Source organism: Exiguobacterium sp. s152, assembly GCF_018618335.1.
GTDB lineage: Bacteria > Bacillota > Bacilli > Exiguobacteriales > Exiguobacteriaceae > Exiguobacterium > Exiguobacterium chiriqhucha.
Map to the genome: position 1 here is coordinate 313,926 of NZ_JACSLX010000001.1, position 14,562 is coordinate 328,487.

The following is a 14,562-nucleotide window of genomic DNA, read 5'->3' on the forward strand; positions in this document are numbered from 1 at the left end:
TGTGTAAATATATTTCTTCAGACGTGGGTTTCTTGTTGCCCGATTTGCAAGTAGCTCGCGACCATATCCAACAGGTCGACGACACGGCACGAATAACCCCATTCGTTATCGTACCAGGCGAGGACTTTGACGTGATTGCCCCCGAGCACCATCGTCGAATCGGCATCGATAATCGACGAACGCTCATCCCCGTTGAAGTCGATTGAGACGAGTGGTTCGTTCGAGACACCAAGGATGCCCGTCATCTCTCCGTGAGCGGCACGCTCGAACGCCTCATTCACTTCATCGACCGTCACGTCCCGTCGTAACTCGACGACGAGGTCGACGAGTGAGACGTTCGGTGTCGGGACGCGAAGCGCCATCCCGTTCAATTTCCCTTGCAGTTCAGGCAAGACGAGTCCGATGGCTTTGGCAGCCCCGGTCGAAGTCGGTATAATGGAACTACCACAAGCACGGGCGCGCCGTAAGTCTTTATGTGGATTATCGATATTATTTTGATCATTCGTATAGGCGTGCACGGTCGTGATGAGCCCCGTCTCGATGCCGAATGTCGAGTCCAATACTTTCACGACCGGGCCGAGACAGTTCGTCGTGCACGAAGCGTTCGAGATGATGTGATCGTGCTCCGGTAAATAATCACGATCGTTCACCCCCATGACAATCGTCCGCAGCTCACCTTTCCCTGGCGCCGTCAAAATGACTTTTTTCGCACCGGCCGTCAAATGTTTTGCTGCCCCGACGTCTGAATTGAATTTCCCCGTCGCCTCGATGACGATTTCGACGCCGAGCTCGTTCCACGGCAACCGCTCCGGATCACGCTCGGAGACGAGCATGATGCGTTTCCCATCGACTTCAAGCGCATCCCCATGCGCCCTCACCGTGAGTGTGAACGGTCCGTGGACCGTGTCGTGCTTAATCAGATGGGCGAGCGTCTCCGCCGGATAGCTCGCATTGATGGCGACCACGTCGTGACGCCCTTCAAGCATCAATTTCCGGAACACCATTCTTCCGATTCGACCAAATCCATTGATTGCAACTTTCGTCCCCATGTAAAGTCCCCCTTTTTTCTGCGTTACGACACCATTATAACGGAAAAATGGAAGCGTTTTCACTATGAATCGTCACATTTCTTTCGCTTTTTTACAGTTTCAGATTTGAAAAAGAGGGAAATTTGGTGTAGAGCTTGGAAAGGAGCTAGGACAGCATGTTCGATTGGACCGATTTAGACAAATTTATCATCTCGTTTTTCATCATTTTGCCGATTGTGACGATTATCCATCAATTCGGCCACTTCTTCTTCGCGAAACTATTTGGGGGTTCGCTCGATATGGAGATTGGGACCGGTAAAAAATTATTCAAAGTCGGACGCCTGCAGTTCAACCGCGTCTATTTCTATGACGCGTGGTGTCAATTCAGCGACTTGAAGTATAGCAACCGCTTGACCCGCAGTCTCGTCTACGCGGGCGGTTCGATTTTTAACTTATCGAGCATCTTGCTCGTGAACGCCTTCATCTTGATGCGAGAGATTGAACCGACGCTCTATACGTATCAATTCGCGTATTTCTCGTTTTATTACGTCTTCTTCTCGCTCTATCCGATTTATTATTCGAACGGTCACCCAAGTGACGGCCGAGCCATCTTCGATACGTGGAAGAAAGGCCGACCGGACTCAGACCCGTTGAACTGAACAAAAAAAGAAGGCGCTCAGCCGCCTTCTTTTTTCATGTCTTCGAATTGTTCGACGAGGTGGGCCACTTGGGCCGACAAATCGCCTAAAGCACCGTTATTGTTGATTAAAAAATCAGCTTGTTGCTTCTTCTCTTCAATCGGCATTTGGGCATGGATGCGCGCGAACGCTTCCGCTTTCGTCAAGCCGTTCCGCTCCATGAGACGCATCAACTGAATCTCTTCGCGGCAATAGACGACGACCGTATAGTCGACGAGGTCGCGCATCGTCCCTTCGAACAAGAGCGGGATGTCGAAGATGACGACGGTCCGCCCAGCCGCCTCGTAGCCACGCATCTCTTCGAGCATCTCCTCACGAATCGCCGGATGCATGAGTTGATTCAGCAACTGGCGTTTGGCGTCATCATGAAAAATCTCACGCCCGAGCGCTTGACGGTTCAACGTGTCACCGGAGAAACATTGTGGGAACGCCTCACGAACGGCCGCGAACGCCTTACCTCCCGGCTCGATGACGATTCGCGCCATCTTGTCGGCATCGATAATCGGGATGCCTTGCTTTCGAAACAGGCGGGATACGGTCGACTTCCCTGTCGCAATTCCACCTGTCAAACCAATCTTCAACATCGTGTCCACCTCTTACTGTTGGCAGTGCGGACAGTAGTGCGTGCCCCGTCCGCCCAATTTCATCTTTTCAATCGGTCGACCGCAACGTTTACACGGCTCACCGGTCTGACCATACACGTAGAGCGTCTCTTGATACGTCCCGCTCGCACCGTCGGGATTCGTATAACTTCGAATCGTGCTCCCGCCGCGCTCAATCGCTTCCGTCAACACCGCCACAGCCTCTTGGTGCACTAAACGTACCTCGTCTAGCGAGAGCGAGGCGGCCGGCCGGGTCGGATGGACACCGGCCCGGAACAACGTCTCATCGACATAAATATTACCGAGGCCGACGAAAATCGACTGGTCGAGGAGTGCGGTCTTGATGGCCCGGACGTTCATCCGCTTCAATCGGGTGTGGAGCGTCTCCGCCGTCACTTCCGGATCGAACGGTTCAAGCGCGAGCAACGACAACGGCGGTGTCACATACAAGTCGTCATTCGTCTTCAGTTCCATCGTGCCGAACTTTCTGACGTCGTTGTAATGGAGCGTCGTCCCGTCCGTGAACGTGAAGACGACGTGCGTATGTTTGACCGGATTGACCATTTCGTCATGCGGAAAGAATTTCCCTTCCATGCGGAGATGCGAAACGAGATATCCGTTCGTCAATTTGAACAAAATAAATTTCCCGCGCCGTTCGACGTCTTGAATCGTCTCACCGAGCAACTGTTGAACCCAAATCTCCGGTTCGTGTCCCCGAATGATTTTCGCGTCGAGCACCTCGACATTTGCAATCGTTTTTCCGGAGACGAACGGTCGCAATCGGCGACAGACCGTCTCCACTTCTGGTAATTCAGGCATATTGATTTCCTTTCTCGATCTTATTTCGTGTCGAACCACGTCTCACCGAACGAACCGTCCGCGCGGAGCGGGACGTCCAATGTGATTGTGTGCTCCATCGCTTGTTTGACGATTTTTTCGAGCGCTTCCGTCTCTTCTTTCGGCCCTTCGAAGATGAGTTCATCGTGGACTTGAAGCAATAGTTTCGACTTAAGTCCCGACTCTCGGAGCGCCACGTCGACGTCAATCATCGCTTTCTTGATAATATCGGCTGCCGTCCCTTGAATCGGCGTATTGATGGCCGTCCGTTCGGCGAAACCGCGCAAGTTGAAGTTGCGTGAATGGATGTCCGGGATATTGCGGCGGCGTTTCAACATCGTCTCGACGTAGCCGTGTTCCCGGGCCCGTTCGATGGCAGCATCCATGAACCGTTTCACTCCTGGGAATTGCTCGAAGTACGTATCGATGAACGTCTGCGCTTCTTTTCGGCTGATACCGAGGTTTTGCGACAGCCCATAATCACTGATGCCGTAGATAATCCCAAAGTTGACCGCTTTCGCTTGACGACGCATGAGCGACGTCACTTCTTCTTTGGCGACCCGGAACACGTTGGCTGCCGTCGACGTATGAATATCCTCGTCATGCAGGAACGCCTCGAGCATCTTCTCATCTTGTGACATGTGGGCCATGATGCGGAGCTCGATTTGCGAGTAGTCGACCGCATAGAGTACCCAGTCTGCCTCGCTCGCTGTGAACGCTTTACGAATGCGACGTCCTTCTTCCAAGCGAATCGGGATGTTTTGCAAGTTCGGGTTGACCGAAGATAACCGTCCCGTCTGCGTCAACGTCTGCGTGTAACGGGTATGGATTTTCCCGTCGTCCTTGATGACTTTTTGTAGCCCTTCGACGTACGTCGACTGCAACTTTCCGAGTTCACGGTAATGCATGATATGTTCGACGATTGGGTGAAGCGGTGCGAGTTTTTCCAGTACGTCCGCCGCCGTCGAGTATCCCGTCTTCGTCTTCTTGACCGGCGGCAACGCCAACTTCTCGAATAGGATGACGCCGAGTTGCTTCGGTGAATTGATATTGAACGTTTCGCCAGCGAGGCTGTGAATTTCGGTCTCGAGTTGAAGCAAGCGTTCGCGGAGATCGTCTTCCATCACCTTCAATGTCGCCACGTCGACGTGAATCCCGGCCCACTCCATCTCAGCGAGCACCGAGGCGAGCGGCCGTTCCAAATCTTCATACAGCGATGTCTGTTCGTTTTGGACAAGCTCGTTACTGACGTTCACGAACAACGTCAAGATGGCCATCGCCTTCTCCCCGAGGTGTTGCTCGAGGACATCTTGTTCCGGCACGTGCAGTTTTGCCCCTTTTCCATACACGGGCTCATCTTCCGGCAAGGCGTATTCGAAATGGGCGGCAATCGAGTCGAGCGTCGTCCCGCCTGACAAGTTGAGCAAATAGCCAGCGACGAGCAAGTCCTCGTAGCCTCGGAGCGACACGCCGTGGCGTTTCAATTGAATGATCGTCTGTTTCGCATCGAGACAAATCGTGGCCCGGTTTTCATCCGCCAGCCATTCGCGGACAGCCGGCACGTCTAAGAGCGACACGTCACCGACGGTCACCCCGGCTTTTGAAGCGATGGCCACGCCAATGACCGATTCTTCGAAATAATCGTCGCGAAGTTGCTCGAGGAAGAGGACCGCTTCTGTCAAGTCTTGCTCGTCAATCCCGATATGGTTCACATCACGCACTTCCACGGCTTCCTCGCTCGCCGCGTCGAGACTCAGTTTCCCGAGAAGCGACTTGAACTGCAGGCTCATGAACAGCGGCTTCACTTTTCCAGCGTCATACGGATGGAACGTGAGCTCGTCCATGGTAACGTCAATCGGCACGTCGGTAAAAATCGTCGCCAATTGTTTCGACATGAGCGCTTCCCGCTCGTTCGCCTCGACCTTCTCTTTTTGCTTCCCTTTCAGTTCATGCGTATGTTCATATAGGCCTTCCACAGAACCGTAAGCTGTGAGCAATTTGAGGGCCGTCTTCTCACCGACACCGGGGATGCCGGGGATGTTATCGGATTTATCGCCCATCAGACCTTTCAAATCAATCATTTGAAGCGGGGTCAGTCCCTCGTATCGCTCGTGGAACGCCGCTGCGTCCATCGTCTCGACGTCAGTGATGCCGCGCTTTGTCAAATAGACGGTGACACGGTCGTCAATCAACTGCAGTAAATCCTTATCACCCGTGACGACCGTCACTTGGTCGAACGCGGTATTTTTTGAAAGCGTCCCGATGATGTCATCGGCCTCGTACTGGTCGAGTTCGAGCACTTTTATACCGAACGCCTCGCAAATCTCACGGACAATCGGGAATTGCTCGCGGAGCTCACCCGGTGTCTTTTGCCGTCCGCCTTTATAGTCGGCATACGTGTCGTGGCGGAACGTCTTTTTCGACGCATCGAACGCGACCGCGAAATGTGTCGGCTGTTCGTCTTCCATCAGCTTCAATAACATCATCGTGAACCCGTACACGGCGTTCGTGTTTCGACCGCTCGCATCCGTCATCGGAGGCAACGCGAAAAAGGCACGATACGTGAGTGAGTTTCCGTCAAGGAGTAGTAGTTTATTCATTGGACAACCTCCATTCTATCTGGTTCCATCATATCATACGGGTACATGCGTTCGAAAAAAAAGACCCTTTTCTAGGTACTAGAAAAGGGTCGATCTTCCCGATCGAGTGGAGATGAGCACCAATCGGGACACGAGATGATGAAGAGGTCTCATCCATAGAGTAGCATCGCTTTGTAAAGCCGGTATGAATTCACCATGAATTCCTTGTTAAGCACTCGGGAATTTGATGGTGAACGTCGTTCCTTCGCCTTCGACGCTATCGACTTGAATCGTCGCGTGATGGAGATCGACGATATGCTTGACGATGGCAAGACCAAGACCCGTCCCGCCGGAGTTTCGGCTCCGCGCCTTATCGACCCGGTAGAACCGTTCAAAGATTCGGCCCACTTCTTTCGGCGCGATGCCGATGCCGTTGTCTTTGACAATCAAATAAGAGCCGTCCGGTCTCTTCTCGACCGCAATCTCGACCTGGCTACCTTCCGGCGAGTAATTGATCGCATTGGCGACGAGATTCAAGATGACTTGTTTGATTCGGTTCATGTCCGCCTGCAAGACGACTTCCCCATCATGACGCGACTCCAAGTGAATCGATTTCTGCTCCGCTTTTTGACTGAGCACGAGACAGACTTCCTCGACGAGCTGATTGAGTTGGACCGGGGTGAACTCCAAATGGAAGTCTTCCCGTTCGAGCCGCGACAGTTCGAGCAAGTCCTCGACGAGCATCTGCATGCGCGTCGCTTCCTTTTGAATGATATCCAAGAATTGATCGCGTAGTTCCGGCACTTCTTTCGCCCCGTCGAGCAGCGTCTCGCTGAAACCACGAATCGACGTGAGCGGCGTCTTCAGTTCATGACTGACGTTCGCGACGAAATCCTTGCGCATCTTCTCAAGTCGCTTCAACTCGCTGATGTCGTTAAAGAGAAGCGTCGTCCCGCGCAACATGCCTGTATCACTGAAAATCGGTGCGGCCGATACCATATACGTCTTTTGGTTGAAACCGGACCGAATCGATAGTTGTCGGCGATGCGGCTCCTCTGTCAAATAGACGTCTTCAATCAGCGTCTCAACGTCCGGGCTCGGCAAGATCCCATGATAAAACTGACCGATCATCAACTCATCATATTGGAACATGTCGCGATACGAGCGGTTGACGAGCGTCACGATGCCACGTTCGTCGACCAAAAGTAACCCTGCTCCCATATACTCGATGAGCGACTCAAGCCTTGCCCGTTGAACCGATTCCCCGAGTGAGATTGTCTCCAAGTTGCGGGCGAGCACGTTAATCGACCCGGCCAGGCTGCCCGTCTCCTCATCGTTTCGCAACTCGTAGACTCGGGCCCGATAGTTCCCGTCCGCCAGTTCTCGCAAGACGATGGTCGCCTCGTCGATTGGTCGGATGAATTGGTTCGTCAGGTTGTGTAACACGAAAAGGATTAAGAAGAACGAGAAAATCAAGGCTAGCGCGATGGTCAGCCAAATCCGGTCATACACCCCTTCCAAATCGGAGACGTAACGGATAAAACTCAAATATACCGTGTCATCGGATGACAGTTCGATCGGCTTCGTGAACTGAATCAAGTCCTCGCGTGTCTCGTTGCCGAACGTCCCGCCTTCCGGAATCGACGAGGCATCCATCCGGAAATCAAAGGAACCGACCCGAAACGGTGTCCCGGCGATGACTTCCATCCGACGATTGAGGAGCAAGATATCGAAACTGCTCTCATCATCGATTTGACCGACGTAGTCTTGGATGTCCGCAAGGTCGCCTCCGTCTAAATAGAGCGCGGCCAACTCAGCGTCTTCTTTCAACCGGTCGCGTTCAGAATCCAAATAAAAGTCTTTGAACAATTGACCGAGCACGATTCCGAGGGTCAATAAGACGCCCGTCACGAGCAGGATGAGCGTCGTCAAAAACCGCGAGCGGTACGTCTTCATTCGGCCATCGGCTCTTCCATCTTATAACCGAGGCCGCGAATCGTCTTGATATAGGTCGGTTTTTTCGTCACCGGCTCAATCTTCTCGCGGAGGTGGCTGATGTGGACGTCCACGATGCGCGTATCTCCGACGAAGTCGTAATTCCAAATCGCCGACAAGAGCTGGTCGCGCGTCAAGACGCGTCCTTTGTTCTTGGCCAGGTAGGCCAACAGTTCGAACTCTTTCGGTGTCAATTCGAGGCGTTCGCCGTTCTTGAACACTTCATAGTTCGACGCGATGATTTTCACGTCGCCAATCTCGATGACGTCCGTGTCCGTCGCCCGCGCTTCTTGTGGGGCCGAACGGCGTAGGATAGCTTTGACCCGGGCTACGACTTCCCGTGGGCTGAACGGCTTCGTCAAATAGTCATCGGCACCGAGTTCGAGGCCGAGCACTTTATCGAACTCATCGTCTTTCGCCGTCAACATGAGAATCGGTGTGTTCACTTTTTGTTGGCGGAGCCGTTTACAAACCTCAAGACCGTCCATCTCAGGCAACATCAAATCGAGGACAATCAAGACGGCATCTTGTTTCTCGGCCAGTTCAAGTCCGGTCTTTCCATCGTGCGCCGTCTCGACTTCGAACCCGGCTTGTTCTAAATTAAACTTTAATAACGTCGCAATCGACACCTCGTCATCGACAACAATTACTTTATCAGCCACGCTTAGTTCCTCCTCTAATCTATCTGTTCAGTCATGTACACTACCTATTTTACAAATCAATGCCACGTACGACCAACCTCAAAGCAAATCTTTACAAAAACAAAACAAATCCACGTTCTGCTTTCAGTGTAGCATGTGCCACGCATACAAAAAACCTCGTCTGCCATGGCAGACGAGGTAAGCCCTCAGTTGAGGACGTTCAGGACGGAGCGGACCGAGTCGGCTGATCGCTGTAGCGCCGCCGTTTCGGCTTCCGTCAATTCAAGTTCGAGCACACGTTCGATCCCGTTCGCACCAAGAATCGTCGGAACTCCGAGATACATGTCGTGGAAACCGTATTCGCCGTCGAGATACGCGATGGCCGGTAAAATACGCCGTTGATCTTTGAGAATCGCTTCGACCATCTCGACGATGGCCGCGGCCGGCGCATAGTAGGCCGATCCGTTCCCGAGCAGTTGGACAATCTCACCGCCGCCTTTACGGGTCCGATTGACGATCGCTTCGATGCGGTCGGTCGGCAACAATTTCTCGAGCGGGATTCCCCCCGCATACGAGTAGCGGATGAGCGGGACCATGTCATCCCCGTGCCCACCGAGCACGAATCCAGAGACGTCCTTCACGGATATATTCAACTCCGCAGCGACGAACGTCCGGAACCGGGCCGTATCAAGCACACCGGATTGACCAATGACACGCTCTTTCGGGAAGCCTGACTCTTTGAAGGCGGCATACGTCATCGCGTCGACCGGGTTCGTCAAGACGATGATAATCGCATCCGGTGAGTAACGGGTCACTTCTTTCGTGACCGCCCGCATCACTTTGGCGTTCGTCGAGACGAGGTCGTCCCGGCTCATGCCTGGCTTGCGCGCGATTCCCGCTGTGATGACTACGATATCCGAGCCCGCCGTTTCGGCATAGTCCGACGTCCCTGTAATCCACGAGTCAAACCCTTGAATCGGCGCCGTCTCTTGCATATCGAGCGCTTTTCCTTTCGTCGGGTTCTCGTTTTCTTTGATATCGAGCAAGACGACGTTACCGAGTTCTTTTTGAGCCAAATACAGTGCCGTCGTGGCCCCCGTGAATCCGCTACCGATAACCGAGATTTTATTGCGACGAATCATTGTGCTCTCCCCCTTGGTTTAGCTGATGTCTTACATGTTTTTAATTAATTCATCCGCAAACTCTGAACACTTCACTTCTGTCGCGCCGTCCATGAGACGAGCGAAATCGTATGTGACGACTTTCGAGGCAATCGTCTTTTCCATCGAGTTGATGATGAGGTCAGCCGCTTCGTTCCAGTTCATATGACGAAGCATCATTTCACCTGACAAGATGACCGATGATGGGTTGACCTTGTCGAGGCCGGCATACTTAGGTGCCGTACCGTGTGTCGCTTCGAAGATGGCATGGCCCGTCACGTAGTTGATGTTTGCTCCAGGGGCGATTCCGATTCCACCGACTTGGGCAGCGAGTGCATCCGAGATGTAGTCACCGTTCAAGTTCATCGTTGCCACGACATCGAACTCACGAGGACGTGTCAAAATCTGTTGCAAGAAGATATCAGCGATTGAATCTTTTACGATGATTTTGCCTTCTGCTTCTGCTTTCGATTGCGCTTCATTCGCAGCCGCTTCGCCTGACTCTTCTTTGATACGGTCATACTGCGCCCATGTGAAGACTTTGTCGCCGTACTCTTCTTCTGCAAGCTCATAGCCCCAGTTTTTGAAGGCGCCTTCTGTGAACTTCATGATGTTCCCTTTATGGACGAGCGTGAGCGATTTACGGTTGTTCGCGATGGCGTACTCGAGAGCCGCACGAACAAGACGTTTTGTACCTTCAGACGAGATTGGCTTGATCCCGATTCCAGACGTTTCTGGGAAACGGATTTTGTTGACGTTCATCTCTTCTTTCAAGAATGAGATCAACTTCTTCACTTCGTCGCTACCTGACGCGTATTCGATTCCTGCGTAGATATCTTCTGTGTTCTCACGGAAGATGACCATGTCTGTATCCTCTGGGCGTTTGACCGGTGAAGGGACGCCTGTGAAGTAACGGACCGGGCGCAAGCACGTGTACAAGTCAAGTTCTTGACGGAGTGCTACGTTGAGTGAACGGATTCCGCCGCCGACCGGTGTCGTCAATGGACCTTTGATGGCAATCAAATATTCACGGATTTGATCGAGTGTCTCGTTTGGAAGCCATTCGCCTTTTTGGTTGTAGGCCTTCTCCCCAGCGTACACTTCCATCCATTCGATTTTCTTCTCGCCGCCATATGCTTTTTCGACAGCCGCATCGAAGACGCGCACTGATGCGTTCCAAATATCAGGTCCTGTGCCGTCGCCGATGATAAATGGAATCGTCGGTACGTTTGGTACGTTTAATACACCGTTTTCAACTGTAATCTTTTCGTTTTGTGTCAACATAATGAATCCCCCTAAGTACATTTATGTAGGCCGACGCGAGCGCCGACCTACGTCAATTGTTAGTTTACCAAAGTTTATGTCTAAATTGTGACTCGAACTTCTCGTTCGGCGTCAATTAACGCTCGTTCACCGGGACGTATGACCGGTTCGTCTCGCCGATGTATTCAGCGCGAGGACGGATCAAACGGTTGTCCGCGTACTGCTCGAGGATGTGGGCAATCCAGCCCGACATGCGTGAGACAGCAAAGATTGGCGTGAACAACTCTTCGTCGAGACCGAGCGCGTAATATGTTGACGCCGAATAGAAATCGACGTTCGGTTTCAAGCCTTTTTCCGTCTCGACGAGATGATCGATTTTCTCAGACATCTCGTACCATTCCGGTTCGCCGATTTGGGCCGTCAATTGGCGGCTCATCTCTTTCAAATGTTTCGCGCGTGGGTCGCCGTCCTTATAGACACGGTGACCGAAGCCCATAATCTTCTCACGGCGTTCGAACTTGCCGCGGACGTAGTCTTCGACTTTGTCGACCGATCCGATTTCATGAAGCATCTTCATGACCGCCTCGTTCGCACCACCGTGGAGCGGGCCTTTAAGGGCGCCCATCGCCGCCGTCACACCTGAATAAATATCCGACAATGTGGCGACGCAGACGCGGGCCGTGAACGTCGAAGCGTTCAATTCATGGTCGGCGTGAAGGATGAGTGCCTTGTCAATCGTCTTCTCGGCGACCTCGCTCGGCTCTTCTCCATTCAACATGTACAAGAAGTTGCCCGCATAAGACAAGCCCTGTTTTGGTGCAACCGGTTGTTCGCCTTTACGAAGACGAGCAAATGCCGTCACAATCGTGGCGATTTGCGCTTGGAGACGAATCGCTTTGCGCATGTTCACTTCCGGACTCATATCTTCAGACTCTTCATCATAAAGCGCGAGCTGTGAAAGTGCAGTCCGAATCGTCGCCATCGCATTGGCCGATTTCGGTGCCCGTTCGAGCGTCGCGATGACGTCTTCTGGCAATTTGGCTTCTTTCACGAGCGCTGCTGAGAGCTCGGTTAATTCATCTGCTTTCGGAAGGCGGTCGTTCCATAATAGGAAAATAACCTCTTCGAATGTGGCATGATCTGCCAAATCGTCAATCGTGTATCCTCCGTAAGTCAATTGTCCGTCGATAATCGAACTGACTTTTGAGGCCGCTGCCACAATTCCTTCTAAACCTTTTGTCGTTGACATCAATAACTCCCCCTCAGTCTTTAAAAGTGATCGACCGCATATACAGTCTGTGTGTAGGGAATAAGGGCGAGGAGTCGAAGACTCTCCCCAATCCGTTTCGAGCTCGCTCCACCCTGTCCTTTATCTAGTATAAACAATTTACTGAAAAAAAGAAATGTAAGCGTATCCAGCCGTCAAAAAATGTCAAAACCATTTTTGTAACAGGCTAAATCCACCTAAAATCAAGGCGGCGATGCCGGCTCCGACGAGCGGTCCGACCGGCACGCCTTTCATGAAACCGACGGCCAGGATGGTCCCAGCGAGCAATGCCGTCGTCACGACGGGGTCGACCCGCATCAATTGAACCCCTTGGCCGGCGGCGAGCGCGACGAAGATTCCAGAGGCGAACGCGATGATGCCGACTGGACCTTTAATACTATTCCACAATTCCCGGAATCCGATGTCGCCTGTCGCAATCGGCACGAGGACGGCAATTGTAATAATCGTTACGCCCCAATGGATGCCTTTTGAGGCGAGCGTCGGGAACAATTGGTCGCCGAATCCGACCGCTTTAATAATCAAGAGGACACTGCTGGCGATGATGACCGACTGGTTATGGGAGATAACCCCAATCAATACGAGCAACAGCAAGAATAAATAGGCACTCATCACACACTCTCTTTCTGAATGGAAAAAGAACCGACCTCATGAAAAGGTCGGTTCGATTGGCATTCGATTACGCGTTGTAGATTTTACCAGTAAGTGGGTCGATTGAAATCATCTGTCCGTCGCGGAACGTTGATGTCGCTGATTCGACACCGACGATAACCGGCTTGCGGAGTGATGGTCCAACGATACCGGCATGGCTCGTCAATCCACCGTCTTCTGTGATGATTCCAGCCGCTTTTTCAATCGCTGGCATCATTTCTTTATCTGTGAATGGTGCGACGAGGATCATGCCCTCTTTCGCTTTCGCATTCGCTTCGTCTGCATTGTTCGCAACGACGACTTCACCGACGAGACCACGCTCACCGATGCCGCGTCCGTTTGCGAGGGCGTGACCGACGATATGAACTTTCATCATGTTCGTCGTACCAGCTGTCGCAGCCGGGATACCAGCCGAGATGACGACGAGGTCACCGTCTGTAACGAATCCAGCGTGACGAGCTGCTTCTGAAGCTTGTACCAGCATCTCATCCGTGTTGTTCGGCATCGTGTCAGCCACGATTGGGTACACGCCCCAAACGAGGTTCAATTGACGTGCCACACGCTCTGACTCTGTGACCGCGATGATGTTCGCCTCTGGACGATACTTCGCTGTACGAGCAGCCGTGTAACCTGATTGTGTCGGTGTCAAGATCGCTTTCGCGTTCAAGTTGATTGCCGTGTGGGCAACCGCTTGTGAGATCGCATCCGTTACCGTGTGCTCACTGCGTTTCTGACGATCTTTGAGCAAGTTTTTGTAGTCGAGCATTTGCTCAGTACGAACAGCGATTGCTGCTTGCATTTGAACTGACTCGATTGGGTAGTCCCCTGCTGCCGTCTCACCTGAAAGCATGACTGCGTCCGTACCATCGAGGATGGCGTTGGCAACGTCAGATGCTTCCGCACGTGTTGGACGCGGGTTGCGTTGCATTGAATCAAGCATTTGTGTGGCCGTGATGACCGGTTTCCCGAGGTCGTTACATTTCTTGATCAATTCTTTTTGAACTGGTGTGACTTCTTCTGTTGGGATCTCGATTCCGAGGTCACCACGAGCGACCATCAAACCGTCAGAAATCGCCAAGATTTCGTCGATGTTGTCGACACCTTCTTGGTTTTCGATTTTTGGATAGATTTTGATGTGTGACGCGTTGTTGCGCTCGAGAAGTTGACGAATCTCAACGACGTCAGACGCACGGCGGACGAACGATGCCGCGATGACATCGATGTCTTGAGAAATACCGAACTCGATGTCGGCGATGTCTTTGTCTGTAAGGGCAGGAAGGTTCACTTTGACGTTAGGCAAGTTGACACCTTTCTTCGTCTTGATGATGCCTTCGTTTTCGATGACGCAACGAAGGTCACGGTTCGGGAGTTTCTCAACGACAAGGAGACCAATGAGTCCGTCGTCGAGCATGATGCGTGACCCGACTTCAACGTCTTCGTACAAGCCTTCGTACGTGACTGAGAAACGATCTTTCGTTCCGACGATTTCTTCTGTCGAGACGATGATGACTTCTTTTCCTTTTTCGAGGAGTGCTTTTCCTTCTTCAAACGTATGTGTACGAATTTCAGGACCTTTCGTGTCAAGAAGTACTGTCACGACTTTACCGGCAGCTTTTGATGCTTCGCGAATGTCACGGATACGTGCGCCGTGCTCTTCATAGTCACCGTGTGAGAAGTTGAGACGAGCGACGTTCATTCCGGCTTCAATCATTTCCGGAAGACGTTTCTCTGAAGCTGGTCCAATCGTACATACAATTTTCGTTCTACGCATAAATAAAAACCTCCTAGGGGATGTATTGCATTTACACACAGAAAACGGGGGG

The 14,562-nt window shown here is 52.2% G+C and carries 12 protein-coding genes; 1 reads left to right on the top strand and 11 read right to left on the bottom strand.

Annotation, left to right across the window (positions count from 1 at the left end; translation table 11 throughout):
- Nucleotides 1-17: 17 nt before the first annotated feature.
- On the bottom strand, nucleotides 18-1,049 hold the full coding sequence (locus KNP72_RS01660) for a glyceraldehyde-3-phosphate dehydrogenase (protein WP_214831897.1): 1,032 nt from the start codon (nucleotides 1,047-1,049) through the stop codon (nucleotides 18-20).
- Nucleotides 1,050-1,204: 155 nt separating this feature from the next.
- Between KNP72_RS01660 and KNP72_RS01665 the strand changes: the two genes are divergently transcribed.
- A complete protein-coding gene (locus KNP72_RS01665; RefSeq protein ID WP_214717500.1) occupies nucleotides 1,205-1,687 on the top strand; it encodes a site-2 protease family protein in 483 nt (160 codons plus the stop codon).
- Between the two features lie 17 nt (nucleotides 1,688-1,704).
- Here the strand turns inward: KNP72_RS01665 and coaE are convergent, their stop codons facing one another.
- The 10 genes from coaE to pyk all read right to left on the bottom strand — a co-directional run bounded on the left by coaE (nucleotide 1,705) and on the right by pyk (nucleotide 14,510).
- Nucleotides 1,705-2,310, bottom strand: coding sequence for a dephospho-CoA kinase (gene coaE, locus KNP72_RS01670; protein WP_214831898.1), 606 nt, complete (start codon nucleotides 2,308-2,310; stop codon nucleotides 1,705-1,707).
- Nucleotides 2,311-2,322: 12 nt separating this feature from the next.
- On the bottom strand, nucleotides 2,323-3,147 hold the full coding sequence (gene mutM, locus KNP72_RS01675) for a DNA-formamidopyrimidine glycosylase (protein ID WP_214717504.1): 825 nt from the start codon (nucleotides 3,145-3,147) through the stop codon (nucleotides 2,323-2,325).
- A 20-nt stretch (nucleotides 3,148-3,167) separates the two neighbouring features.
- Nucleotides 3,168-5,765 (bottom strand): DNA polymerase I, encoded by a 2,598-nt coding sequence (gene polA, locus KNP72_RS01680; protein WP_214831899.1) that lies wholly within the window; start codon nucleotides 5,763-5,765, stop codon nucleotides 3,168-3,170.
- Nucleotides 5,766-5,972: 207 nt separating this feature from the next.
- A complete protein-coding gene (gene pnpS / locus KNP72_RS01685; protein WP_214831900.1) occupies nucleotides 5,973-7,700 on the bottom strand; it encodes a two-component system histidine kinase PnpS in 1,728 nt (575 codons plus the stop codon).
- Nucleotides 7,697-8,401: a response regulator transcription factor gene (locus tag KNP72_RS01690; RefSeq protein ID WP_214717510.1), complete on the bottom strand. Its 705-nt coding sequence runs from the start codon at nucleotides 8,399-8,401 to the stop codon at nucleotides 7,697-7,699. The genes pnpS and KNP72_RS01690 overlap by 4 nt, the downstream gene beginning before the upstream one ends.
- Nucleotides 8,402-8,586: 185 nt before the next feature.
- The gene (gene mdh, locus KNP72_RS01695; RefSeq protein ID WP_214831901.1) at nucleotides 8,587-9,522 is read right to left on the bottom strand and encodes a malate dehydrogenase; all 936 of its coding nucleotides are present in this window, start codon (nucleotides 9,520-9,522) and stop codon (nucleotides 8,587-8,589) included.
- Between the two features lie 30 nt (nucleotides 9,523-9,552).
- Nucleotides 9,553-10,821, bottom strand: coding sequence for an NADP-dependent isocitrate dehydrogenase (icd, locus tag KNP72_RS01700; RefSeq protein ID WP_029595182.1), 1,269 nt, complete (start codon nucleotides 10,819-10,821; stop codon nucleotides 9,553-9,555).
- Between the two features lie 118 nt (nucleotides 10,822-10,939).
- On the bottom strand, nucleotides 10,940-12,052 hold the full coding sequence (gene citZ, locus KNP72_RS01705; protein WP_214831903.1) for a citrate synthase: 1,113 nt from the start codon (nucleotides 12,050-12,052) through the stop codon (nucleotides 10,940-10,942).
- Nucleotides 12,053-12,235: 183 nt separating this feature from the next.
- A complete protein-coding gene (locus tag KNP72_RS01710; protein WP_021065622.1) occupies nucleotides 12,236-12,700 on the bottom strand; it encodes a DUF441 domain-containing protein in 465 nt (154 codons plus the stop codon).
- Between the two features lie 67 nt (nucleotides 12,701-12,767).
- Nucleotides 12,768-14,510, bottom strand: a complete 1,743-nt coding sequence (pyk, locus tag KNP72_RS01715; protein WP_214831904.1) for a pyruvate kinase — start codon at nucleotides 14,508-14,510, stop codon at nucleotides 12,768-12,770.
- Nucleotides 14,511-14,562 lie beyond the last annotated feature (52 nt).

Excerpts from the sequence above, each read along its gene's own strand:
- KNP72_RS01660 (WP_214831897.1), bottom strand. The coding sequence starts at position 1,049 with ATGGGGACGAAAGTTGCAATCAATGGATTTGGTCGAATCGGAAGAATG.
- KNP72_RS01665 (WP_214717500.1), top strand. The coding sequence starts at position 1,205 with ATGTTCGATTGGACCGATTTAGACAAATTTATCATCTCGTTTTTCATC.
- coaE (WP_214831898.1), bottom strand. The coding sequence starts at position 2,310 with ATGTTGAAGATTGGTTTGACAGGTGGAATTGCGACAGGGAAGTCGACC.
- mutM (WP_214717504.1), bottom strand. The coding sequence starts at position 3,147 with ATGCCTGAATTACCAGAAGTGGAGACGGTCTGTCGCCGATTGCGACCG.
- polA (WP_214831899.1), bottom strand. The coding sequence starts at position 5,765 with ATGAATAAACTACTACTCCTTGACGGAAACTCACTCACGTATCGTGCC.
- pnpS (WP_214831900.1), bottom strand. The coding sequence starts at position 7,700 with ATGAAGACGTACCGCTCGCGGTTTTTGACGACGCTCATCCTGCTCGTG.
- mdh (WP_214831901.1), bottom strand. The coding sequence starts at position 9,522 with ATGATTCGTCGCAATAAAATCTCGGTTATCGGTAGCGGATTCACGGGG.
- citZ (WP_214831903.1), bottom strand. The coding sequence starts at position 12,052 with ATGTCAACGACAAAAGGTTTAGAAGGAATTGTGGCAGCGGCCTCAAAA.
- KNP72_RS01710 (WP_021065622.1), bottom strand. The coding sequence starts at position 12,700 with ATGAGTGCCTATTTATTCTTGCTGTTGCTCGTATTGATTGGGGTTATC.
- pyk (WP_214831904.1), bottom strand. The coding sequence starts at position 14,510 with ATGCGTAGAACGAAAATTGTATGTACGATTGGACCAGCTTCAGAGAAA.